Origin of the sequence: Alkalihalobacterium elongatum (assembly GCF_019024285.1) — a bacterium.
GTDB classification, from domain to species: domain Bacteria; phylum Bacillota; class Bacilli; order Bacillales; family Bacillaceae_F; genus Alkalihalobacterium; species Alkalihalobacterium elongatum.
Genome location: NZ_WMKZ01000005.1, coordinates 52,167 through 77,123, shown reverse-complemented (window position 1 = coordinate 77,123; position 24,957 = coordinate 52,167). Strand labels below are relative to the sequence as shown.

28 protein-coding genes are annotated in these 24,957 nt (G+C 32.6%); 25 read left to right on the top strand and 3 right to left on the bottom strand.

Annotation, left to right across the window (positions count from 1 at the left end; translation table 11 throughout):
* The first annotated feature begins 24 nt into the window (after positions 1 to 24).
* Positions 25 to 261 (top strand): helix-turn-helix domain-containing protein, encoded by a 237-nt coding sequence (locus tag GKP30_RS08795; protein ID WP_216829057.1) that lies wholly within the window; start codon positions 25 to 27, stop codon positions 259 to 261.
* 26 nt (positions 262 to 287) lie between these two features.
* Here GKP30_RS08795 and GKP30_RS08790 read toward each other — a convergent pair whose 3' ends face one another.
* The 3 genes from GKP30_RS08790 to sinI form a co-directional block, all read right to left on the bottom strand.
* The gene (locus GKP30_RS08790; protein ID WP_216829056.1) at positions 288 to 620 is read right to left on the bottom strand and encodes a helix-turn-helix domain-containing protein; all 333 of its coding nucleotides are present in this window, start codon (positions 618 to 620) and stop codon (positions 288 to 290) included.
* Positions 621 to 702: 82 nt separating this feature from the next.
* Complete coding sequence (locus GKP30_RS08785; RefSeq protein WP_216829055.1) at positions 703 to 825, bottom strand: anti-repressor SinI family protein; 123 nt, start codon at positions 823 to 825, stop codon at positions 703 to 705.
* A 482-nt stretch (positions 826 to 1,307) separates the two neighbouring features.
* Positions 1,308 to 1,460, bottom strand: a complete 153-nt coding sequence (sinI, locus tag GKP30_RS08780) for a DNA-binding anti-repressor SinI (RefSeq protein ID WP_216829054.1) — start codon at positions 1,458 to 1,460, stop codon at positions 1,308 to 1,310.
* A 337-nt stretch (positions 1,461 to 1,797) separates the two neighbouring features.
* On the opposite strand from sinI, the gene GKP30_RS08775 reads away from it, so the two are divergent.
* From GKP30_RS08775 to GKP30_RS08660, 24 genes are all read left to right on the top strand, one after another.
* Entirely contained in the window at positions 1,798 to 2,142 is a 345-nt protein-coding gene (locus GKP30_RS08775) for a helix-turn-helix domain-containing protein (protein ID WP_216829053.1), read from the top strand.
* 226 nt (positions 2,143 to 2,368) lie between these two features.
* Positions 2,369 to 3,058: a YveK family protein gene (locus GKP30_RS08770; RefSeq protein ID WP_216829052.1), complete on the top strand. Its 690-nt coding sequence runs from the start codon at positions 2,369 to 2,371 to the stop codon at positions 3,056 to 3,058.
* Entirely contained in the window at positions 3,051 to 3,713 is a 663-nt protein-coding gene (locus GKP30_RS08765; protein WP_216829051.1) for a CpsD/CapB family tyrosine-protein kinase, read from the top strand. Before GKP30_RS08770 ends, GKP30_RS08765 begins: the two co-directional genes overlap by 8 nt.
* A 270-nt stretch (positions 3,714 to 3,983) precedes the next feature.
* The gene (locus GKP30_RS08760; protein WP_216829050.1) at positions 3,984 to 4,127 is read left to right on the top strand and encodes a hypothetical protein; all 144 of its coding nucleotides are present in this window, start codon (positions 3,984 to 3,986) and stop codon (positions 4,125 to 4,127) included.
* 24 nt (positions 4,128 to 4,151) lie between these two features.
* Positions 4,152 to 5,978, top strand: a complete 1,827-nt coding sequence (locus tag GKP30_RS08755) for a nucleoside-diphosphate sugar epimerase/dehydratase (protein WP_216829049.1) — start codon at positions 4,152 to 4,154, stop codon at positions 5,976 to 5,978.
* Between the two features lie 14 nt (positions 5,979 to 5,992).
* On the top strand, positions 5,993 to 6,871 hold the full coding sequence (gene galU / locus GKP30_RS08750; protein ID WP_216829048.1) for a UTP--glucose-1-phosphate uridylyltransferase GalU: 879 nt from the start codon (positions 5,993 to 5,995) through the stop codon (positions 6,869 to 6,871).
* A 26-nt stretch (positions 6,872 to 6,897) separates the two neighbouring features.
* Positions 6,898 to 8,064, top strand: a complete 1,167-nt coding sequence (locus GKP30_RS08745; protein ID WP_216829047.1) for a glycosyltransferase family 4 protein — start codon at positions 6,898 to 6,900, stop codon at positions 8,062 to 8,064.
* Positions 8,027 to 9,094: a glycosyltransferase gene (locus tag GKP30_RS08740; protein ID WP_216829046.1), complete on the top strand. Its 1,068-nt coding sequence runs from the start codon at positions 8,027 to 8,029 to the stop codon at positions 9,092 to 9,094. Before GKP30_RS08745 ends, GKP30_RS08740 begins: the two co-directional genes overlap by 38 nt.
* 2 nt (positions 9,095 to 9,096) lie before the next feature.
* A complete protein-coding gene (locus GKP30_RS08735; RefSeq protein ID WP_328703134.1) occupies positions 9,097 to 10,227 on the top strand; it encodes a glycosyltransferase family 1 protein in 1,131 nt (376 codons plus the stop codon).
* A 17-nt stretch (positions 10,228 to 10,244) separates the two neighbouring features.
* The gene (locus GKP30_RS08730) at positions 10,245 to 11,147 is read left to right on the top strand and encodes a glycosyltransferase family A protein (protein WP_216829045.1); all 903 of its coding nucleotides are present in this window, start codon (positions 10,245 to 10,247) and stop codon (positions 11,145 to 11,147) included.
* Between the two features lie 43 nt (positions 11,148 to 11,190).
* Positions 11,191 to 12,258, top strand: coding sequence for an EpsG family protein (locus GKP30_RS08725; RefSeq protein WP_216829044.1), 1,068 nt, complete (start codon positions 11,191 to 11,193; stop codon positions 12,256 to 12,258).
* 26 nt (positions 12,259 to 12,284) lie between these two features.
* Positions 12,285 to 12,461, top strand: a complete 177-nt coding sequence (locus GKP30_RS08720; RefSeq protein WP_216829043.1) for a hypothetical protein — start codon at positions 12,285 to 12,287, stop codon at positions 12,459 to 12,461.
* Positions 12,458 to 13,054, top strand: a complete 597-nt coding sequence (locus GKP30_RS08715; RefSeq protein WP_216829042.1) for a sugar transferase — start codon at positions 12,458 to 12,460, stop codon at positions 13,052 to 13,054. The genes GKP30_RS08720 and GKP30_RS08715 overlap by 4 nt, the downstream gene beginning before the upstream one ends.
* A 13-nt stretch (positions 13,055 to 13,067) precedes the next feature.
* Positions 13,068 to 13,703 (top strand): acetyltransferase, encoded by a 636-nt coding sequence (locus tag GKP30_RS08710; protein ID WP_216829041.1) that lies wholly within the window; start codon positions 13,068 to 13,070, stop codon positions 13,701 to 13,703.
* Between the two features lie 49 nt (positions 13,704 to 13,752).
* Positions 13,753 to 14,880 (top strand): aminotransferase class I/II-fold pyridoxal phosphate-dependent enzyme, encoded by a 1,128-nt coding sequence (locus GKP30_RS08705; RefSeq protein WP_216829135.1) that lies wholly within the window; start codon positions 13,753 to 13,755, stop codon positions 14,878 to 14,880.
* Positions 14,881 to 14,884: 4 nt separating this feature from the next.
* Positions 14,885 to 15,625 carry a glycosyltransferase family 32 protein gene (locus GKP30_RS08700; RefSeq protein WP_216829040.1) on the top strand — a complete coding sequence of 247 codons (741 nt, stop codon included), beginning with the start codon at positions 14,885 to 14,887 and terminating at the stop codon, positions 15,623 to 15,625.
* A 9-nt stretch (positions 15,626 to 15,634) separates the two neighbouring features.
* Positions 15,635 to 16,855, top strand: coding sequence for a glycosyltransferase (locus GKP30_RS08695; RefSeq protein ID WP_216829039.1), 1,221 nt, complete (start codon positions 15,635 to 15,637; stop codon positions 16,853 to 16,855).
* Between the two features lie 11 nt (positions 16,856 to 16,866).
* Positions 16,867 to 17,913: a glycosyltransferase family 2 protein gene (locus tag GKP30_RS08690; RefSeq protein ID WP_216829038.1), complete on the top strand. Its 1,047-nt coding sequence runs from the start codon at positions 16,867 to 16,869 to the stop codon at positions 17,911 to 17,913.
* A gap of 1 nt (position 17,914) precedes the next feature.
* Positions 17,915 to 19,078 carry a polysaccharide pyruvyl transferase family protein gene (locus GKP30_RS08685; protein WP_216829037.1) on the top strand — a complete coding sequence of 388 codons (1,164 nt, stop codon included), beginning with the start codon at positions 17,915 to 17,917 and terminating at the stop codon, positions 19,076 to 19,078.
* Positions 19,079 to 19,086: 8 nt separating this feature from the next.
* Positions 19,087 to 20,277 (top strand): glycosyltransferase, encoded by a 1,191-nt coding sequence (locus tag GKP30_RS08680; RefSeq protein ID WP_216829036.1) that lies wholly within the window; start codon positions 19,087 to 19,089, stop codon positions 20,275 to 20,277.
* 6 nt (positions 20,278 to 20,283) lie between these two features.
* Entirely contained in the window at positions 20,284 to 21,471 is a 1,188-nt protein-coding gene (locus tag GKP30_RS08675) for a glycosyltransferase (RefSeq protein ID WP_216829035.1), read from the top strand.
* Between the two features lie 14 nt (positions 21,472 to 21,485).
* A complete protein-coding gene (locus GKP30_RS08670) occupies positions 21,486 to 22,694 on the top strand; it encodes a glycoside hydrolase family 88 protein (protein WP_216829034.1) in 1,209 nt (402 codons plus the stop codon).
* Positions 22,678 to 23,238, top strand: a complete 561-nt coding sequence (locus GKP30_RS08665) for an acyltransferase (protein ID WP_236034979.1) — start codon at positions 22,678 to 22,680, stop codon at positions 23,236 to 23,238. Before GKP30_RS08670 ends, GKP30_RS08665 begins: the two co-directional genes overlap by 17 nt.
* A 33-nt stretch (positions 23,239 to 23,271) precedes the next feature.
* Positions 23,272 to 24,825 carry a lipopolysaccharide biosynthesis protein gene (locus tag GKP30_RS08660; protein WP_216829033.1) on the top strand — a complete coding sequence of 518 codons (1,554 nt, stop codon included), beginning with the start codon at positions 23,272 to 23,274 and terminating at the stop codon, positions 24,823 to 24,825.
* The last annotated feature ends 132 nt before the right edge of the window (positions 24,826 to 24,957 follow it).

Below are 24,957 nucleotides of genomic sequence, written 5' to 3'. Positions count from 1 at the left end.
AAAAATAAAAAGGGTGAGGTATATATGAATGGGGGGAATATTAGGGAGCTGCGAAAGAAGAAAAGAATGTCTTTAGACCGTCTTTCAGAATTATCAGGGGTCTCAAAATCATATCTTAGTTACCTGGAACGTGGCTTACAAAAGAACCCAAGTATTTCGGTGCTCGAAAAAATATCTTTGGCACTAGGAGTTGAACTTCTATATTTAATCGAAGTGTTGAATGATGAACCTGAACAAGAAAAACAACCCACCTCAATATAAAAAGGTGGGCTATTTTATATAGGTATTTAATTATTATTTTTACGCCATTTATTAAATTCAAGGTACTCACGGAATTGTTCTTTAGTAACACCAGAATCCATTGCTTCTTTAACTAACTCGATCCATGCGGAATCTAGATCATATTCAGTATTGTGCCTATCTTTGCTTTCATTTAATAGTGTTTCTACACTAACACCTAGAACCGAAGAAATCTTTTCAAGAAATTGTATGGAGGGGTTGGATTGGATGTTTCTTTCTATAGAACTTAAGTAAGATTTTGCTACACCTGCGGATTCCGCTAATTCAGATAAAGACAAGCCTTTTTCTAGTCTTAATTTTTTGACTGTTTCTCCGATCATCTATATCGTATCCTCTCTCTCAACCTGTGTACTTATAAAATTATACCAGTTTTAGGCTTGTTCTGTAAATAGAACCGAGAGATCATGTTTTGGTGATTTCCGTAAAAAATTCTCTAATTTCCTCAATCGTTAATCCTAATTTTTTTGCTTCTATCATTAAAGCTGTCCATTCTTTGTCTAAAACTTCACAGGCCTTAATGTCCATTCAAATCCCCCCCTAGTTCCTGTTCAGATTTAAAATCGGTCTACCGTACGTATTTGGAATAATTTTTTAAGGTTTGATTGGTGAATAATGTGATTATCTAACTAGAAATTATTTATCTAGATACATCATATATAAAAAACAAAAAAACTTTTAGTTACTGAAGTCATATTTATAACAGATTTTCATTAAAATTCCATAAAATATAACCTGTAAAGGTGTAAACACCTAATCTATTAGTATTTTTTCTATTTTTTCTATTAAATTTTAAAGCTAAGACAATCTACATTTTGACCTATTTTGACAAAAAAACAGTAAATTCACCAAAAATTACATAGGTAAAAAGATGGTTAATATGGTGCATTATACCTATTATATTAAATGTAAAATAATAGTTTTATTTAAAAACCATGTACCCCTATAGGCTTAGATAGGGTCTATTGAGTCGAGACTATGTTCATAGACTACATTCGAACGAATTTAAACTACTGTTTAATTTCATCCTTTTGGGATTTGACTTGAGTTAAAAAAGTCTTAACTTCATTAGGTTCTAGTCCAATCTGTTTAGCTTTTTTCATAAGAAATATCCATTCTTCATCAAGGTTGCTTTTTTTAACTAATGAAAATAATTGATTCATGAACAATGCCCTCCGATTAATAATAGAAAAAGTTTGTTATTTTTGTTCATTATATAGAACTAACTTTCATATAATCAATCTAAATCAAAAAAATACCTGTAATTTATAATTTTATTTTTGTTCTATATATAGTTTGATAAAGTAGTAAAGTATATTAAAAATAGTATTATTTAACCTATAATATTATATTTAGTTCTATAAAGAGAACAAAAGGGCATTTATTACTAAAAATTCTATTTGCTATGTATTGTTCAATTTGGCAATTTGTGATATTTTTTTATTATAACTTCGTTCTTAATAAAAAACAAAAGAAACTTATGCACTGAGGTGATAGCATTTGAAACATATTGGTGAGAGGATAAAAAGTTTAAGACTAGAGCAAGGTTTGACTTTAAAAGAGTTAGGGGAAGCTATTGATTTTAATTATAGCAACTTATCAAAAATAGAACGAGGAACCCGTAAGCCAGCAATAGAGGTATTAGAAAGCCTTTCAAACTATTTTGATATTGATATTTCATATTTTTTTACTGGCGAAAGAAGAATTCATAAAAAAGATAATCCAGAGGAAAACCTATTAGTATATTTATCAGAAGAAATGAAACGACATAATATAAGTTTAGAAGAATTAAAAAAAATTATAAGAGAAATAGACCAGGTTAGAAATACATCAAAAAGTAATTAAGACAACTCTTTGTATAATATTGTTTTTCTATTGACATGTTCTTTATTAAGAACTAAAATGGCATTATACTTGATTTTCCAAACTGAACAACCGGTTCTTTTTGACTAAAAATACACCATTGTATATGGTAAATTAGAAATGGAGATGCTAAAATTGATTTTGTTGTTCTTTAAAAGAAACGAATTAAGTTATAGTCTTAAAAGTTTATGTACTGGTGGAATATGGTATGGCGAAAGAAATTAACTTAAGAGAACTATACAATATTTTAAAGAAACGTTTTTGGATTGTTATTATCATTACATTTATTGCTGGAGTTGCAGGGTACTTACAAAACTCATCTAATACGACCTTACTATATCAAACATCTAGTCGTATTATTGTTGGTGCAAATGCAGATTATATGAATACATTAAGAGTTATTATGAGAGATACGATTATAATGGAAAAGGTTGTTGAAGAATTAAATTTAAAAAAATCGCCAGAAAGTTTGGCAGGACAAATAACTGTCGAGAGTATCGACAATTCCCAAGTAGTTAGAATTACAGTTGTCGATTCTGATCCTGTTTTAGCAGCAGATATTGCGAATACTACGGCAACTATATTTAAAAATGAAATAGGAAACATCGTTAATTTTAAGGATGTCAGTTATCTATCTGAGGCTAAAATTAATCCATATCCAATTAATACTCCATCAAACAGGACTTTTCATATAGCTATTATTATGGGGCTTGTATTTGGAACTGGATTTATATTTTTACTTAACTCCTTAGATGACAAAGTGCGTTCAGATCGTGAAGTAGAAGAATTAGGGCTAACAGTTTTAGGAAGTGTATCTAAGATGAATAGAAGAAATATTAGTAAAAACAAACATAGGCATCTAGAAATAGAGTATCGAGGTGAAGATGTTAATGCTTAAGAGACTTAGAAGTACATTGAAAAAAAATAAAAAAAGAAATTTAATTACTTACACTAATCCTGAATCTATCATCACCGAAGAATTTAGAACCATACGAACAAATATTCAGTTCACTTCAGAAGAGCATAATTGTAAAGCTATTTTGATGACATCACCGTCTACAGAAGAAGGAAAATCAACCACTGTTGCAAATCTCGCAGTTTCAATGGCTCAACAAAAAGATAGAGTACTAATTATTGATGCTAATCTAAGGAATCCTCGAATTCATTCCATTTTTAAGCTCAATAACTCGATCGGTTTATCTTCTGTACTTTCCAATAAGAAGAAGTTTACGGAAGCAATTAAGGAAACGAATATTGGAAAATTGGAGGTCTTATCGAGTGGACCTATTCCTGATAATCCCGCAGAATTATTAGGGTCATATGAGTTCTCAAGACTACTTGACTTAGCGTCGCAAACATTCGATGTCATTCTAATTGATTCACCATCAGTACTAGATTATTCTGATACAAAAATACTTGCAAATCAATGTAAGAGTGTCATCTTAGTTGTTAGAAACGGAAGAAGTAAGACAGAGAAGGTTATGGAAGCGAAAAAAGTGCTGAAATTAGCTAAAGCAGATTTATTAGGTGCTATCATTAATCAAGTTTCTTAATTAATGATATATTTTTTTATTGTTTTGTTCTCTATTAAGAATAAACGTGCGTTAAAGTGAATTAAATCTGGTAATATCTCCTTACCATTATCAATGGAGGTACTCGATCATACTGTGGGTTGAATAGCCTTAGACGCGTGTCGTCAAGAGTGTGGTGTGAGGGTGGGTTAGATGCCCAAGCTTTTTTATTAAAGCTTTTTAAGTATGCGGTTTAGATTAAAACCGCATACTTAAAAAACTTTTAATAAGAAACAAAAGGAGTGTATTCCGATGATAAATACCATTGACCACCTTCCTAAATCTATTAAAAAGGCAATTAGATATATTAAACAAGATGCATCTAAGGAGGAGCTTATTGAAATTAAAAGATTAGTTGATTATGCGATTGAAAGACGATCTTTAAAAGTGGATTAAAATTCTAGCGAAAGGAGGAATTTCATGACCTACAATCAGAGGTTATCGTTATTTATTTTGATTGACTCGTGTATTGTCTTAACGGCGGTCTTTTTCAGTCGTTTTCTAGTAAGTGCAGACTTTAATGTATTAACGCTACCAATTATCGTTACTTCATTAGTCATTTTATTAAGTCATCATATTTATTCGCTTCTATTAAAGCTATATAAAAAAGCATGGGAGTACGCGAGTATAGGGGAATTGTTAATTATTTTTAAGGTCGTAACGTTCTCAATAGTAACGGCTTATTTAGTACAGCAATTTATTTTACAAGAAACGTTCGTTCGTGTCTTATTTATCACATGGCTGCTTCATATCTTATTGATCGGGAGTTCCCGTTTCTTTTGGAGAATGTTTCGTGATACGTATATGAATAAAATAGACAACAAGAAAAGAACTCTCATTATTGGGGCTGGTTCAGCAGGAACAATGGTTGCAAGACAATTGTTAAAAAGTAATGATGGAGAATTATTACCAGTTGCGTTTATTGATGATGATATCCATAAACAACACTTGGATATCTTTGGTGTTTCTGTTGTTGGGGGATCAGGTGATATTGAGTCTGTTGTTAAAGAATATCACATTGAACAGATCATCATCGCTATTCCTTCACTAAGTAAAAAAGAACTAAATAGAATATTTGAGGCTTGTGTCCAAACGAAAGCCAAAACACAAATATTACCGATGTTAGAGGACCTCGTAACTGGCAAGGTTTCAGTCAATCAATTTCGAGATGTGCAAGTAGGTGATCTATTAGGGAGGGAACAAGTACAACTCGATATTGATAAAATATCAGATTATGTGACGGATAAAGTGGTTTTAGTAACAGGTGCAGGCGGTTCAATCGGATCGGAAGTTTGTCGCCAAGTATCAAACTTTAATCCAAGGCAGTTAGTTCTTTTAGGACATGGTGAAAACAGTATTTACTCCATAGAAATGGAATTAAAAGAGACATTTAGGCATTCAAATATTGAGTTTATTACAGAGATCGCAGACATACAAGACGCTGGAAAAATGATGGAAGTAATGAGTACATATCATCCAGATGTTGTGTATCATGCAGCTGCTCATAAACATGTTCCGTTAATGGAAAGAAACCCAGCGGAAGCTATAAAAAATAATGTGATCGGGACAAGAAATGTTGCCAATGCAGCTAGTGCATATGGTGTTGATACGTTTGTGATGATCTCTACAGATAAGGCCGTTAATCCGACAAGTGTAATGGGAGCAACAAAGCGGCTAGCTGAAATGATCATTCAAGATATGGACAAGAGATCGAAGACCAACTTTGTAGCCGTACGATTTGGAAATGTATTAGGAAGCAGAGGAAGTGTTATTCCATTATTTAAAAAGCAAATTGAAAAAGGTGGGCCAGTCACGGTAACACATCCTGAAATGGTGCGTTATTTTATGACCATTCCTGAAGCATCGAGGTTAGTCATTCAAGCGGGTGCCCTTGCAAAAGGTGGAGAAATTTTTATCCTTGATATGGGAGAACCTGTTAAGATCGTAGACTTGGCCAAAAATCTAATCAAACTATCAGGTTATTCCCTTGAGGAAATTGGAATTGAATTCAAAGGAATGCGGCCAGGAGAAAAGCTCTTTGAAGAATTGTTAAAAGAAGAAGAAATAGAAGAACGTCAAGTGTACCCTAAAATCTATATTGGAAAAACAGCAGACCTCTATATAAAGGAAATTGAAGAAATCATAAATAATTTTAGCTGTTTAGATAAGGAAAGCATTAGAGATACTTTACTTCAGTTAGCAAATAAAAAAGTAGTTCAAGAACCATTAATGACCATATCAAGTTAAAAGGAGTAGATAGAATGAAAGTAAGAAAAGCGATAATTCCAGCAGCTGGCTTGGGTACACGATTTCTCCCAGCAACAAAAGCAATGCCAAAGGAGATGTTACCGATCGTCGATAAGCCGACGATACAATATATTATAGAAGAAGCGATTGAATCTGGGATCGAGGATATAATTATCGTTACTGGAAAAGGTAAGCGATCGATAGAAGATCATTTTGATCACTCGTTTGAGTTAGAACAAAACTTACTTGAAAAAGGAAAATTCGAATTATTAGATGAAGTACAAAAATCTTCAAAGCTTGTGGATATTCATTATATCCGTCAAAAAGAGCCTAAAGGTTTGGGTCACGCAATTTGGTGTGCAAGAAAATTTATCGGAAATGAACCGTTTGCTGTCCTATTAGGCGATGACATCGTGAGTGCAGATAAGCCTTGTTTACAACAGATGATGGAACAGTACGAGCGTTATAATGCTTCCATCATCGGTGTACAACATGTCACAGATGAAGAAGTATCGAGGTATGGAATTGTTGATGCGAGTCCAATTGGTGAGCGTTTCTACAATGTTAGCAATCTAGTAGAAAAACCAAAACGAGAACAAGCTCCATCTAATATGGCCATTTTAGGACGCTACATATTAAGTCCTAAAATCTTTGAGATACTCAATAATCAACAACCTGGAGCTGGTGGAGAAATTCAATTAACGGATGCAATTAGTGGTCTAAATAAACAGGAAGCGGTTTATGCGTATGACTTTGAAGGAATTCGTTATGATGTTGGTGAAAAAATGGGCTTTATTCAAACGACGATTGAGTTTGCCTTACAACGTGACGACTTAAGACATGACTTGTTAGAATACTTGTCGAAAGTAATGGAAAAGGAATTAATTAAGTAAGTTAATTAATTTAATTGGTGATTAAAATGCCTAAAAAAATTCTATTTTGCGCTACCGTAGATTATCATTTTAAAGCTTTTCATTTACCCTATATGAAATGGTTTAAAGAGCAAGGCTGGGAAGTTCATGTCGCAGCAAAAGGCGAGATCAATTTACCATATACGGATCGGAAATATAACATTCCGATTCAACGATCACCCTTTAAACTAAAAAATGTGGATGCCTTCAATGAATTAAAAGCCATAATTAACGAACATGAATATGATATCATTCATTGTCACACACCACTAGGCGGAGTACTCGCGCGATTTGCTGCAAGGAAAGCACGAAAAAAGGGAACAAAAGTCCTTTACACAGCGCATGGCTTTCATTTTTGTCAAGGAGCACCCAAACTTAATTGGTTCATCTATTATCCGATTGAAAAGCAGCTAGCTAACTATACCGATTGTCTCATTACTATTAATAAAGAAGATTATGGACTCGCTAATAGTCGGAAGTTTGGAGCTGGTCGTATCGAGCGTGTCCATGGTGTAGGTGTTGATACTAACTGTTATAAACCAATACTAGAAACTGAAAAAATCGAACGTAAAAAGTTGTTTGGATACCATCCAGATGACTTTTTAATTTTTTATGCGGCCGAATTCAACAAAAATAAAAATCAACAATTACTGATCCGCTCCCTAGCTTTAGTTCAAGACTATATGCCCAATGCAAAACTTTTATTAGCGGGTGAAGGCGCCCTTCAAGAAAGCTGTGAACAATTAGTAAAAAAGTTAGGGATAGAGCATATGGTTCAATTTCTTGGATTTAGAAAAGACATTGATACCCTCCTACCAATCTGCGATATCGCTGTTGGTTCAAGTTACAGAGAGGGATTGCCTGTCAATATTATGGAAGCAATGGCATGCGGTTTGCCGATTGTAGCGAGTAAAAACCGTGGGCATGTAGAATTAGTCGAAGATCAGGTCAATGGCTATATCGTACCGTCCCATGACTACGGCCAATTTGCAAGAAGCTTGTTAAAACTATATCAAAACGAACAACTACGCAAACAAATGGGAGTAGTGAGTAGGAATATGGTCGAAACCTATTCCTTACAACAACTCAATCTCGAACTAAGTACCATTTACACCCGCTACATGTTGGAGGAAACAAATGAAACCAAAAGTAAGTATTATCCTGCCGGTATATAATGTCGAAAGTTATTTGGAAAGGTGTTTGGGAAGTTTACTAGCACAAACGATGTCTGATTTTGAAATTATTGCGGTAAATGATGGGTCGACTGATAAAAGTCTAGATATCCTTAATGAATATGCTTCAAAAGATCAGCGGATGAAAGTGATCGATAAAGAAAATGGGGGCGTATCTTCAGCACGAAATGCGGGACTAGAAGTTGCAAAGGGAGATTACATTGGCTTTGTTGACCCTGATGATTGGGTAGACAAAGAAATGTATGAAGTAATGTATAAAACAGCGTTAATTGATCGTGCTGATATCGTAATGTGCTCGTATATGCGTGAATTTGGTAGTCACACAAAGGAAAAACAATTTAATCTTCCAGAGAAGGTGTCTTATAAAGGTCGTGAGGTTCAACAAAAGATAATGAGAAGGTTAGTTGGTCCACTAAAAGAAGAAGTGGCGAACCCAGAATTGTTAGATGCTTGGGGTACCGTATGGTCAAAGCTTTATCGAACTGAAATTATTAAGGCTAATAACCTTACATTCACAGATTTAAATGTAATTGGTACTAACGAAGATTCGTTATTTAACATTCAAGCATTCTATTATACGAAATCATTTACTTTTATTAACAAACCTTATTATCATTATTGGCGAGCGAATTCATCTTCAGTTACAACTGGTTATAAACCACAACTTATAGAAAAGTGGTTAAATTTATTTCAAATAATAGAAGAATTTTTAAAGGAAAAAAAGATGGATGATGATTTTTATGTAGCTTTAAATAATCGTATAGGTATGAATACATTAGGGCTAGGATTAAATGAGGTCAGTAAAGCGAATAAACTTTCAGCCATCGGAAAGATAAAAAATTTGAGCGAAATTTTAAATACTGGTAGAATACATCGTTCTTTTAATGACTTAGAAATGAAACATTTTCCAGTCGTGTGGAGGACGTTTTACTTTTGTGCAAAGTTAAGGTTTGCTCTAGGGTTTTATATCATGTTATCAAGTATAGAAACCCTGAGAAAGATTATTAGATAGGAGTGTTTACGCTGAAACCGATACGTATACTCCAAGTCGTGACGGTCATGAATCGTGGCGGGCTTGAAACAATGTTAATGAACTATTATCGAAAAATAGACCGCACTAAAATTCAGTTTGATTTTATGGTCCATCGAACGGAAAAAGGTCATTATGATGATGAAATATTGGCGTTAGGTGGAAAGATCTATCGAATGCCAAGAATACGTCCTGGTAATTATAACTTATATTTCAAGCAGTTGGATCAATTTTTTGGTTCACACCCTGAATATCAAGTCGTTCATTCACATATTAACGAGAATAGTAGTTTTGTGCTCCGTGCCGCAAAAAAAGCAGGAGTTCCTTGTCGAATTGCCCATAGTCACTTAAGTGACTTAGGGATTGATTTAAAACTTCCTTTTAGAGTTTACGCAAGAATGGCTATGAGAGATAATGCTAACCAATATTTTGCGTGTTCGAAACAGGCCGGTGAGTGGTTATTTGGAAAAAAAGCAACTAATTCACAGCAAGTAAAAGTGTTAAACAATGCGGTTAATGTAGAAGAGTTTAAATTCAACGAAATAACTCGAGAAAAGATTAGACAAGAACTACAAGCAGATAACAAACTCGTTATTGGTCATATTGGTAGGTTTAATAAACAAAAAAACCATGAATACTTAATTGATATTTTTAAAGCAGTTCATGATAAGCAACCAAACTCCATCCTTGTTTTAGTTGGTGAAGGGCATTTAAGGTCGCAAATTGAAAAGAAGGTTAATGATTTAAATTTGAATTCCAATGTTCGTTTTTTAGGAGTAAGGGAAGATATAGCAAATTTAATGCAAGGATTTGATTTATTTCTATTTCCATCCCTTTTTGAAGGGCTACCAGTTGTGCTTGTTGAGGCGCAGGCAGCTGGCTTAAAATGTGTTGTCTCTAGCTCAATTACTGATGAAACTAATGTGACTGGTAGAGTAGACTTTACTCCATTAAATCTATCACCAGATGAGTGGGCTGAAAAAATATTATCTTCTACTTATGAACATGTAGATACATCAGATATGCTACGAAGAAATGGATATGACACAGCAACAATGGCAGATTGGTTGACGGGCTATTATATGGGATATGCTTTTAAGGAAAAGCAAGCATAAACACGGAGGTTTAATTAATGAATGCAACATTAACGATATTTACACCTTCATTTAACCGAGCGTATTGTCTTCATTTGTGTTACGAGAGCTTGAAGAGACAAACTAGTAAAGAGTTTGTTTGGTTAATTATAGACGACGGCTCAACAGATAATACAAGAGAACTTGTGGAAAGTTGGATTTTAGAAGGGATTATTCCTATTTACTACCACTATCAAGAAAACCAAGGAATGCATGGTGCGCATAATACAGCGTATGAGTTAATTGAAACAGAACTAAATGTATGTATTGATTCCGATGATTACATGGCTGATGATGCAGTCGAAAAGATATTAACGTTTTGGAAACAATACGGAAGCAAAGATTATGCTGGAATTGTAGGGATCGATGCAACACCAGATGGGGAGATTATTGGAACAAAAATGCCAGAACATCTTAAGAAAGCAAAACTATCTGATTTGTATGGTAAATACAAAGTTAGAGGCGATAAAAAGCTTGTATACCGTTCAGAGCTTACAAGAAAATCACCGCCTTATCCATTGTTTCCTGGAGAAAAGTATTGTCCATTAAGTTATAAGTATATTCTGATCGATCAAGAGTTTCCGTTACTTGTTATGAATGAAATATTATGCCACGTCGAGTATCGTCAAGATGGTTCAAGTATGAATATTATCAAGCAATACAAGAAAAACCCTCGAGGCTTTTCTTTTTTTCGAAAAGTAGCGATGAAATACGCGCCAACCTACAAAGATAGAGTAAGAGAGTCTATACATTATGTTTCAAGTAATTTAATGGTTAAAAATTATAATTTTTTAATAGAGTCGCCATGTAAATTAACAACACTTTTGGCTACTCCGTTTGGTATTTTACTTTACTTATATATTCAAAATACAAAAAAAGCTACCGTATTAAAGAACGGATAAATTCATGTAATTAATGTCTGCTCTATGGAAAGGATTTTTATAGATGACAGTCCTTTATCTCAATCTTTCTATAGTTTACTTGTTTTCACTATTATCCAGATATTTTTCAAAACCTACTTCATTAAACCCTGCTTTAATCAAGCCACATAAGTTATTTGTGTTATTAGCGATTTCTACACTAGTGTTAGTATCAGGTCTTCGGAACAATATTGGGGATACCTACTATTACATACATTCATACCGTGAATATCCAATGACATGGGATAAAGTATTTGAAGGAAAAGATTTTGGGTTTAATATTTTACAATTATTACTTCAGCAACTATCTAGTGATCCTCAAATATTATTATTAGTAACAGCTTTCTTAACAAATACATTGATTGTTATTACCCTTTATAAATATTCAAGAATATTTGAATTAAGCTTATATGTTTATATTACATTAGGGCATTTTTTAGTATCAATGAACGGGGTAAGACAGTATCTTGCTGCAGCTATTGTATTTATTGCAACTAAATATTTATTAGAAGGTAATTTTAAAAGGTATGTACTGATCGTATTATTAGCATCTACTTTTCATCAATCTGCACTTGTGCTAATTCCAATTTATTTTATTGTGCGAAGGCCAGCTTGGTCAAAAGTGACTGTGGCTTTATTAGCGTCTTCAATCTTAATTGTACTAGGCTTCAACCAATTTATGGATCTTCTTTTCAGTGCAATTGAGGATACTCAATATGGGGGATATAGAAATTTTCAAGAAGGAGGGGCTAATACGATAAGGGTTGCTGTAACTGCAGTCCCATTAATTATCGCCTTTATGGGAAGAGATAAGCTTAAAGAGTTGTTCCCTAAATGTGATGCCATTATAAATATGTCGCTCTTAGGCTTTGTTTTCATGGTCATCTCAACGCAAAACTGGATCTTTGCCCGTTTTACTATTTATTTTGGCTTGTACCAATTAATCTTAATATCTTGGATCGTCTTACTATTTAGAGAAAAAGATCGCAAATTAGTCTATTTCGGTATTATTGTTTGTTATTTTATTTATTTCTACTTTGAACATGTTTTATCGTTAAACATCTTCTACAGAAGTGATTATATCAAACTATAAAAATCGTAAAGGATAGGTTGAGTAATATGGGTATTTCAGAAAAGTTAACGCCAGAGAAGTTAGAGACAATCTTAAAAACCGTCTATGATATTGGACAAACGCAAACGCAAATGGATGCTAAAACATTAGTCGAGGAAATAAGACAACAAATTATAGAGATGACAACCTCAACGGATGTTACTACTAAAGGAGATAAGAGATGAAGAGAACATTTGATGTATTAGTTTCATTGATCTTGTTATTCCTGTTGTTTCCAGTCATTTTTATTGTAGCTATATTAGTAAAACAGAAATTAGGCGCTCCAATCTTTTTTAAACAGCAACGCCCAGGGTTATATAGCAAGCCCTTTTATCTTTATAAGTTCAGAACGATGACAGATGAAAAAGATAGAGAAGGGAACCTCATGCCAGACAATGTGAGATTAACTTCTTTTGGAAAGTTCCTTCGTAAATGCAGCTTAGATGAATTGCCACAACTGATTAATGTACTTAAAGGAGACATAAGTTTAGTAGGCCCGAGACCGTTATTAATGGAATATGTTCCTCTCTATTCAGAACAGCAGTTAGCTCGTCATAATCTAAAACCTGGAATAACTGGATGGGCACAGGTAAATGGGCGTAATGCCATAACTTGGGAAGAAAAATTTAAATTAGACGTTTGGTATGTTGAAAACCAATCTTTTTTGCTAGATATCAAAATTCTAATCTTAACCGTTTATAAAGTATTTAAATCAGATGGAATTAATCAACAAGGCAGTGTAACCACAGAACGATTTAAGGGACAAATTACACGATGAAAGCGGGGGTCTTATGAATATCGTCATTGTTGGACAAGGCGGTCATAGTAAAGTTGTCCGGGACATTATTGAAAAATATGATCATTATGAGGTCATTGGTTATTTGGACGACAAATACAAAGACTTTGAAATTACTGGTAATATTTATACTGGTCCTGTCTCATTAGTCCATAAAATGGTTGAATACTTTAATGATATAAAATTTTTTATTGCGATTGGCAACAATAAAATAAGACAACAAATCGTTGAATACCTAAATCTTCCTGAAGAATATTATGCTTCGTTTATTCATCCAACAGCAGTTATTAGTAAAGACGTTCAAATTGGTTATGGAACTGTTATCATGGCAAACACAGTAGTTAATTCAAGTGCAGTAATTGGGAAACATTGTATTATTAATACGAATTCTGTGATCGAGCATGATAATTTGATAGGTAATTTCGTTCATGTTTCACCCAAAGCAGCTCTTACTGGAACAGTGATAGTTGAAGATGGAGTCCATATTGGAACAGGGGCTTCTATTATCCCAAACAAAAAAATAGGTGAATGGTCAATAATCGGTGCAGGTGCCACTGTCATTCACGATATTCCTGCCTACAGTATGGCGGTTGGTGTGCCTGCAAGAGTAAAAATGAAAGAGGGGGTATAATTTGAATAATTTGGAGACAAAAAAAAGAATTTTTTTATCATCACCACATATGAGTGGGAATGAGGCAAAGTATATAAGAGAAGCATTCGAAACGAATTGGATTGCCCCACTCGGACCAAATGTCGATGCTTTTGAACGAGAATTAGCGGAGTATGTAGGAGTCAATGAAGCAGTTGCCTTAAGTTCAGGTACAGCAGCTATTCATTTGGCTCTTATTTTATTGGGAGTAGATAAAGGAGATCGAGTATTCTGCTCTAGCTTAACCTTTGTTGCAAGTGCGAACCCTATACTTTATCAAGGTGCAGAACCTGTATTTATTGACTCAGAGCCAGAGACATGGAATATGTCGCCTGTTGCGTTAAAAAGAGCCTTACAAGATGCAGCAATCGAAGGAAAGCTTCCAAAAGCAATCATCGTTGTCAACTTATATGGTCAAAGTGCAAAAATGAATGAGATTGTGGCCCTATGTAATGAGTTTGGCGTTCCGATGATTGAGGATGCAGCTGAGTCGTTAGGTTCAACGTATAAAGGAAAGCCAAGTGGAACTTTTGGTGATTTTGGAATTTTTTCTTTTAATGGTAACAAAATTATCACCACATCAGGTGGGGGTATGCTCGTAACGAATGATCATGATATGGCGCAAAAGGCTCGTTTTCTTGCTACACAAGCAAGAGATCCAGCACAACATTATCAGCACAGTAAAAAAGGCTACAATTACCGAATGAGTAACATACTAGCCGGGATTGGGAGAGCTCAGCTAGAAGTACTTGATGATAGAGTACAGGCTAGACGAAAGATTTTTGAAAACTACGTTTCAGAACTAGGCTCTATTTCAGGGCTTCTTTTTATGCCTGAATTAGAAGGTACTCGATCAAATCGTTGGTTAACGGCTTTAACCATTGATGAAGAGGAAGCAGGTTTAACAGTTCAGTCAGTGTTAGATCGATTAGCTAAAGAAAATATCGAGGCACGACCTGTCTGGAAACCATTGCATATGCAGCCTCTATTCAAAGGCAGTTCATTTTATGCTTATAGTAATGAGCACAATGTAGCAAGAGAGTTGTTTAATAGGGGGATTTGCTTGCCATCTGGTTCTAGTTTATCTAAGAGTGAGCAAGAAAGAATAACTGAAGCAATAAAAACTGAAATGAAATTAAATACATTATTAAAAAGGTGAGAATATGACTGGAATAATCGAAATTCCAAAGATTATACACTACTGTTGGTTTGGGGAGAAAGAAAAACCAGAGATGGTTAAAAAATGTATTCAATCGTGGAAAATACATCTTCCTGAGTATGAAATTAAAGAATGGAATGAACAAAATTTTGATTTTCATTCCAACACTTACGCACGGGAGGCATATGAAGCCAAGAAATATGCATTTTGCAGTGATTATGTAAGAGTGCATGTACTTTATCATATAGGTGGTATATATCTAGATACTGATGTTGAGGTTTTTAAATCTTTCAATGATCTATTACATCACCATTCTTTCTGGGGTTTTGAACAAGAAAACTTTATAGCAACTAGTACGATTGGAGCTAAGAAAGGAAATCCTTTGATTAAAATTTTCTTAAATGCATACCAACATAAGAACTTTATTAACGAAGACGGTGAAACAAACCAGTTAACTAATGTTGCAATTATATCTGATTTATTAGTGAATAAAGGTTTGAAGCTAAATGGAGAGTTTCAAGAATTAGAAGGTTTTGGAACGTTTTATCCACAAACATACTTCTCACCCTATGACTATATTAACTGTAGAAAATTAGTTACAGAGAAAACCTATGCTATGCACCATTTTTATAAGAGTTGGCTTCCGTTTAATACTAGGTTAAAAGGAAACATAAAGTTACTTGCTTCAAAACTCATTGGAGGAAACAATATAGCAAGAATTAGAAAGCTAGTTTCTAAAACGTAGGAGGTTCTCATGAAAAAAATACTAATTGCCTCCTTCGACATGGAAGTTGGCGGTGTTGAGAGAAGCTTAATCAGTATGCTCGAGAACTTTGATTATGATCATTATCAAGTAGATCTCATGTTATATCGGCACCAAGGTGACTTTATGAACCTCATTCCTGTTAAAGTAAACCTTTTGCCTGAAGTGCCACAGTATACAACTTTTAGAAAATCAATTAGTGAGGTTATAAAAGATAAACAAATAACGATTGGTATGGCTAGACTCTTATCAAAATTCACTGCTGATTTAAAAGGAAAGGCCAAAAAAATGACAGAACCAGGCTATTACCAAATGCAATTAATGTGGAAATATGCCATGCCATTCCTTCCAAAAATCAGAAAAGAGTATGATGTAGCTATTAGCTACCTTTGGCCACATGATCTTGTCGCAGAAAAAGTGAAAGCCAAGCAAAAAATTGCATGGATTCACACCGATTATTCTATGGTCGAAACTGATCTATCGATTGATATGAAGGTATGGAGCAAATTTGATCATATCTTTGCTGTCTCAGATGCATGTAAAAGTTCTTTTATAAAAAAATACCCACTATTTGAAAGTAAGATAGCCGTCATGGAAAATATTATATCACCAAATTTTATAAATAGAATGGCAAATGAAGCAATATTTAACCCCATGGGTAAGGATAGAAGATTTAAAATAATTACTGTCGCTAGATTATCACACGCCAAGGGAATAGATAATGCAGTTAAAGCACTAAAGTTGCTACATGATAGAGGATATGAAGATATTGCATGGTATATTGTTGGTTATGGAGGCGATGAGGCTCTTATTAAAAAATTAATAATTAATAACCAATTAGAAAAAAGCTTCATAATGTTAGGAAAACAAACAAATCCTTATCCATTCATGAAGCAGGCTGATCTATATGTACAGCCATCTAGATATGAAGGTAAAGCAGTTACTGTAACAGAAGCAATGATATTAGCTAAGCCTATTATCATAACGAATTACTCTACGGCTCCAAGTCAAGTTCAAGATAATATTGATGGAATAATTTGCGACATGAGTATAGACGGATTAGCAGATAAAATTGAACTATTAAAAAACTGTAGTGACATTAGGGATAAAATAATTTCTAACAATAGCAAGAAAAATTTTGAAAATGAAAATGAGCTAGAGAAATTGTATTCTCTATTAGATGCCAATGAGAAAATTCACAAATTTGTTTAGGAGTGAAATGTATGGGGACAAAGATAACAGTCATTATTCCAGTTTATAATGCGGAGAAATATTTATCCCAGTGTATACAATCGCTCTTAAATCAATCATTACAAGATTGTGAATTTATCTTTATAAACGATGGGTCGACTGATAATAGTCAAAAATTAATAGAAGAGTTTAAAGCTACTGACCAACGAATAAAATTAATCAATCAAGAAAACCTAGGGGTAAGCATTGCTAGAAATATAGGATTAGAATTAGCCACTGGGGAATATGTAGGGTTTGTAGATGCAGATGACTATATTGAGTCTGATATGTATGAGCAATTATACAAAGCAACTAAGAATGGCGAATGCGATGTAATTATCACAGATTTTGAAAGTGAAATTGATGGGCAGAAAGTGATTACAACGTATCCTTTTCCAGTAAATCAAACACTCAATCGTACGTTTATTGAAGGGGAATTGTTACCGCATTTTGTAAAATCTGAAAATTTGAATTCAGCTTGTAATAAAATTTATTCCAACAAAAGGATTATCGAAAATAAAATAAGGTTTCCAGAAAAATTGGCTCTGGGAGAGGATGGCATGTTTAACATGCTTTTTTTTAATGTTGCTAGAAATATGAAGTATATCAATTATACAGGATATCATTATCGTGAAGTTAAAGGAAGTGCGACAAGAAATCTAGTTAGATATGATTATTTTTCTAGAGCATTAGAAGTGTATACAAAAGATTTACCTAGTTTTCTAATAGCAACTATTGGTAGAGAAAAGGTTCAACAGTTAAAAGCTATAAAATTTATTCATAGCGTACTCTCCTATATTTATATTTATTTTACGGCAAATGATAATTTAAGATTTAAGGAACGTTTCAACTATGTAAAGGTAATGATTCATCACCCAAAAGTGAAAGAAGCACTACCTATCTATTATAACGAATATCTCAGTGGTCTAGGGAGGTACGAAAGATTTTTATTGGAAATGATAAAAAGAAAGGCAACTTTTGCATTGTATTGTGCAACTACATATAGTAAATTACGAAATCGACGCTTTGGAGGAAGTTAATATGAAACTAATGATGTTTGCTCATGATGGTAGTTCAAATAGAGGGTGTGAAGCAATCGTACGTTCATCTACAAAACTTATAAAAGAAAAATTGAATGGGGCAAAAGTCTTTTTAGCATCAAGTAACCCATCTTCAGATAAAATAATTGACTCATTAGATAATATATTTGATGGAACAAGAACACCTATTAAGAAATATTCCTACCCTTGGTTCATATCTTCTTTTAAAGTAAAGTTCTTTGGAGATGAGAGTTATGCTTTAGGTAAAATTCATCATAAAATTATTGAACAAATAGAAGATATGGATATTTGTTTATCTATTGGGGGTGACAATTATTGTTATGGTGAACAACCTGGTTGGTATGAAGTTAATAGGAGAGTTAAGGAAAAAGGAAAAAAGTTAGTTTTGTGGGCTTGTTCGATTGGCGAAGAGGATATGTCAAATAGAAAGCTTGAAGATTTAAAATTGTTTGATCTCATACTAGCGCGTGAAACATTAACATATAACATGCTAATTGAAAAAGGTCTTACGAATGTAAAACTGTGTGCAGATCCAGCGTTTACAATGGAAAAAGAAGAATTACCATTACCAGAGGGTTGGCAAGTAGGTAACACAATAGGAGTCAACTTTAGTCCGTTAGTGATGAAAAAAAACCAAAAATCTAAAATAGCAGTTCGTGATCTTATTAAACATATATTAAAAACGACCGATTGTACAATAGCATTAACGCCACACGTAGTACAAATAGATAACAATGATTATATAGTTCTCTATCAACTTTTTGAAGAATTTCGCAAAACGGAAAGAGTAATTTTGTTACCACCAGATCTAAATGCACTTCAATATAAAGGATATATTGCAAGAATGCGTTTTTTCATAGGGGCCAGAACTCACGCTACGATTGCAGCGTATTCAAATTATGTACCAACAATGGTCTTAGGGTACAGTGTTAAATCTAAAGGTATAGCTAAGGATATCTTTGGAGAAGAAAAGTTTGTCTTAAACCTCGATGAAATTTCAGATAGTGCTAAGTTGATCTCAAATTTTGATGAAATGATTTCGCAGGAAAAAGAAATTAGCCATTTACTCCAAAGGAATATACCGAATATTAAGAAAATGTCTTATAAAGCCGTTGAAGATTTACAAGAATTAACACATAGCTGAGGTGTTATATGAAACAAAATCTTTTATTTGTGATGCCCAGCTTATCTGCTGGAGGAGGAGAAAAGAGTCTAGTTAATTTGCTATCACAAATTGATTACAATTTATACAACGTGGAATTATTATTGTTTAATAAAGAAGGATTATTTTTAAATATGTTACCACAAGAAGTTAAAATTATAGACTTACCAATACAATATGAAATCTTCTCCAAAGGTCTATTTCAATCCATAAAAAGTTTTTTCAAAAGAGGAGAAATTAGTCTCGCATTTTATAGAATAATGTTTACTCTTAAAAACAGGTTAATAAAGGATAAGAAAAATGCTGAACAGCATACTTGGCAATATCTTAATAAGTATTTTAAAACTATAGAAAAAGAATATGATGTTGCAATAGGATACCTTGAAAAAGCATCTATTTATTTTGTAATAGATCGAGTAAGCTCACAAAAGAAAATTGGTTGGATACATACAAATTATACTAACTCTGGTATGGATAAGGAAATAGATTACCCCTACTTTAAAAAGCTAGACTACATTATTACAGTGTCAGAAGAGTGTGCAAACTCAATTAAGGGGACTTTTCCAGGATTCAATGACAAAGTAAAAGTAATATACAATATTCTGTCTACTACAACGATAGAATCGTTATCAAATAAAAACGAAGAAATCAAAATGGATACAAATTTTATTAATGTTGTAACTATGGGAAGATTAAGTTACGAAAAAGGAATTGACATAGCAGTAAAGGCATGCGATATCTTAGTCAAAAAGGGTTACGATATAAGATGGTATGTGTTAGGTGAAGGGAAAGAAAGAGAAAAGTTAGAATCTTTAATAAGTAAAAAAAAATTAGAAAGTCATTTTTTCTTACTGGGACTAAAAGAAAATCCATATCCTTATATAAAAAATGCAGATATCTACGTACAACCTTCGAGATATGAGGGAAAGTCTATTGCTGTTGATGAAGCAAAAATATTAAAAAAACCCATTGTAGTAACTAATTTTAGTACAGCAAAAGATCAAATTACTAGCAATGTAAATGGGTTAATTAAAGAATTAAATGAATTTGAGCTCGCACAAGGAATTGAGTTTTTAATAGAAAATGAAGAAAATAAAAATAGTTTAATAGAAAACCTTCATAAGGAACAACTGGGTACTGAAGTAGAAATTGAAAAACTTTATCAAATTATAAGGCGGTGATAAAGTGTGAAAAAAAACATTCTATTTATACTAAATAATTTAAACTGTGGAGGTGCGGAAAAAGCACTAATTTCACTATTAGAAACAATTGATTATTCAAGCTTTAATGTTGATCTGTTCCTCTTTAAACATGAAGGAATATTCTTTAGCCAAATCCCGCAACAGGTAAATATATTAAAAGAGCCCAATAATTATATTTATTTTGATATGCCAATAAAGAAAGCTCTTCTAGAAAGTACAAAAAAAGGAAATTTTTTCTTAGCGTTGTCAAGGGTGCAGGCAGGTTACATTTTCAAAACAGAAAAAAATCCTGCTAGATGTGAACAAAGAGTATGGAAATATCTTAAAAGAAACTTAGATAGTTTACATAAGGAATATGATGTAGCTGTTGGATATTTAGAAAAAAATCCAGTTTATTTTTGTTTGGATAAGGTAAAGGCAAAATTAAAGTTTGGATTTATCCATAATGATTATGATAAGTTGGGAATGGATTCACAGATTGATAAAAAATACTTTGATCGATTAGATAAAATATTAACTGTATCTAATGAATGTGCAAATGTATTGAAGCAAAAATTTCCACAGCATAATGAAAAAATTGGTGTTATGTACAATATTGTATCCCCTAGTATTATTCACAAAATGTCAATGGAAAAACTAGATATTCGCTACGATGGAGTTCGAATTGTAACTGTTGGTAGATTGAATTATCAGAAGGGCCTTGATATGGCAATAGAAGCTTGCGAAATATTAGTCAATAAAGGATACAAAATTAAATGGTTTGTAATAGGTGAAGGAGAAGAAAGAAGGAAATTAGAATTATTAATAAAGGATAAAAAGCTTGAAGATATATTTATTCTTTGTGGTCTAAAAGACAATCCATATCCTTATATAAGGACTGCTGATATCTATGTTCAACCTTCAAGGTTTGAAGGGAAGTCAATTGCAATTGATGAAGCTAAAATCCTTCAGAAACCCATTATTGTTACAAACTTTTCAACAGCAAAAGATCAAATTAATCATGAAGAGAACGGTTTAATTGTAGATATGAGTGGTGACTTCTTAGCACAAGGTATGCAACGGTTAATTGATGATGAAACAATGAAAAACACATTAATAAAAAACTTATCACAAGAAAACTTAGGTACAGAAGATGAAATCAAGAAATTCTATAATTTTATTAATGCAGTATAGAGAGGACTAAAATAATGTTCCTATTATCGATAGGTATTGTAACTATTCTTCTTTTTTTTGTTCTAATAATTTTTTTAATTGATATAGTCCCATTATTTAAAGACTGGTTAGGTAGAATACACATTGGTCGATACTCTGATAGCGATCATTGGAAACAAACAATCACCAGACAAGGGATTCGTTGGTTAAATCATACACCTAAAATAAAAGTGACGGATAATACGAGGTTAGTTTTTATAGATATGTTAAAAGGAAGGTATACTAAGGATCAAATTCAACATTGGCAAGAGGCTGCGGTATTATTAGGTTTAAGTGAATGCTTGAAATTTAAAGATGATGAAATTATAAAGAAAGAAATAAGAACGTACCTAAATCGTAAATTTGATCAAACAGGACATTGGGTAGAAAAGCCTCAACATGTGGATGGTGCCATTCTTGCTTATGCCATAATTAAGTTAGGATTTTTAGAAACAGATCAATATAAAAAAGCATTAGATTGTACATGGCAATTAATTAAAGAGCACATTGGTAAAGACGGTACAGTAGGATATAGGAAATCTATGATGGACTACAGATACGTAGACACAATAGGTTTCATATGTCCTTTTTTAGTGGCTTATGGCTTGAAATATCAAAATGATGAATGCATTGACTTGGCTGTGAAGCAAATAAAAGAATATGAACAATGGGGGATGTTAAAAGAACATTTTATTCCCTGTCATGCCTATAAAGTTGAGAATAAAACTCCACTTGGCTTGTATGGTTGGGGTAGAGGCCTTGGTTGGTATGCAATTGGACTTATTGATGCTTGGGGAGAATTACCGCAAGATCATTATTATAAGGCCATCCTAGAAGAGAGTGTTAAGAAGTTTGCTAGAGCAGCTATGAGTCTTCAGCAAGACAATGGTAGTTGGAACTGGACAGTAACCAGAAATGAAAGTAGTCCAGATTCTTCAGCAACAGCAACTTTAGGTTGGTTTTTACTTAATGCAGCAGAAATAAAAAGCATTTCAAAAGAATGTCTAAAAAGCACCGAAAAATCTATCGGTTATTTAACGAGTATCACAAGAAAAAATGGTTCAGTTGACTTTTCCCAAGGAGACACTAAAGATATTGGAGTATATTCTACAGTATTTAATATACTACCTTTTACTCAAGGTTTTTCTATAAGGTTAATAAACTCTATTACGTTAAGGAGTTCCGATATTGTTAAAAGTAATTAATTTTTTAAGAGTAAGGTTAAGAAAATATTTTTTAGAGGAGAAATGGTTAGAAGACTACATCAGGTTAGGACTAAAGATAGGAGAAAACTGTTCTATACAACCAGGTGTACTCTTTGATTATTCCCATTGTTGGTTAATAAAAATAGGAAATAATGTAACTATAGCGCCACAAGCATATATTTTAGCTCATGATGCTAGTACAAAAAGATTAATTAATTATACAAAAGTAGGTAGTGTAACAATCGAAGATAACGTTTTTATAGGGGCTAGGGCATTAATTATGCCAGGAGTAACTATTGGCAAAAACTCTATAGTTGCAGCTGGAAGTCTAGTAACAAAATCAATACCTCAAGGTAGTGTGGTAGCTGGTAACCCAGCTAGAATAATAACTACCGTAGAAAAATATATTGAGGAAAAAGAGGAGGAATTATCTAAAAGTCTATTAGTTTTTGATAATTCTTATACTTTAAATGGAAATATATCAACTTTTAAAAAAAATAAAATGTATGAAGGGATTATAAATGAGATGGGTTATGTTAAATAAAAAACTGTAGAATATAAACCAAAAGGAGTATATATGAGAGTTAAATATTCTCTTCTAAACATAGTTACAGGTTTAGGAAGTCAAGTAATCATAACCTCTTTAAGTTTTATTTCCAGAACAATCTTCATCACTTATTTAGGTATAGAATACCTAGGTATAAGTGGGTTGTTCACTAGTATATTAGCTATGTTAGCACTTGCAGAAGCTGGGATAGGGGCAAGTATTGTTTATAGCCTATATAAACCAGTAGCTGACAACGATCAAGAAAAAATAAATGTACTAATGAAATTATACCGAAATGCTTACTTAGTAATAGCATTAATTGTTTTACTTCTAGGTTTAGCAATTATGCCATTTCTTGATTTTTTTATAAATGATACGAGTATAGAGAACATTCATTTAATTTATTTTATCTTTTTAGTAAATACGGTTTTACCTTACTTTTATTTACACAAAAACTCTTTTTTAAGTGTATGTCAAAAGACATATATTGTTACAGGAATTTATTCGGCCTCATCTATTGTTACGGTGTGTATTAAGATAGCAATACTTTATTACACACAGAACTTTATATTGTATCTTGTTGTAGAAAGTGTTATTACCTTAATTACATCTATTATTTTAGCAATAATTGTTAATCGTATGTATCCTTTTTTGAAAAACAAGGTTACAACAAAGTTAGACGAAGAAACCAAAGGAAATATCATTCGGAATATTAAAGCAATTGTTTTACAAAATATAGGAGTTTACTTAGTTTTTGGTACTGATAATATAATTATTTCGGCTTTTGTTAGTATTACAGCAGTTGGAATTTACTCTAATTATCATATGTTAATTGAAATTTGCAGAACTTTTGTCAATCAAGTATTTAATAATATTTATCATAGCGTAGGTAATTTAGTAGCAAAAGAAAATAGGGAAAAAGTATATAGTATATATAAAGTTACGCAATTACTTAATTTTTGGTTATATTCATTATTTACAATATTTTTATGTATCATGTTAGAACCATTTATCTCTATATGGATAGGTTCAGAATATTTAATGAGTAATAGCGTTTTAATTTTATTAATGGTTATTTTTTATGAAAGAGGAATGAGAAATTCCATTTCAACTGTAAAAACGACATCAGGGATTTTTCATGAAGATAGATATGCTCCTTTGTGCCAAGCTGCTGTGAACTTAGGAATTTCTATTGTTTTGGTACAACATATTGGAATAGCAGGTGTTTTTATTGGGACCTTAGTAAGTGCGCTTGTAGTACCATTTTGGGTAACTCCTTATCTGGTATACAAAAAAGTATTTAATAAGCCATTAATAATTTATTTTACAAAATATGTATTCTATTTAGTGATTGGGATAGGAACGTATTATATTACTAGTTATATTTCAAACTTGATTACACCAACAAGTTTTCTAACATTAATACAATCTGGTTTAGTTTGTTTAATTATTCCAAATTTAATTTATATAGCAGTTTTTCATAAAACCAGTGAGTTTAAATATTTATTTAGTATCATTAGAAATATTTTAACGATGTTACAAGATATGCTTAAAAATAGAACTAGAACCAAAAAATCTGCATAAATAAATTGTTAATAAAAGTAATTTGATTTTGAAATAAAGTAAGGTGGTGCGACTCAATATTTATTATTGAGTTGTTTTTTTGGAGGGGATACAGAACTAATTATAATTTTTTAAAAGGTTAGGTGAGGTAGA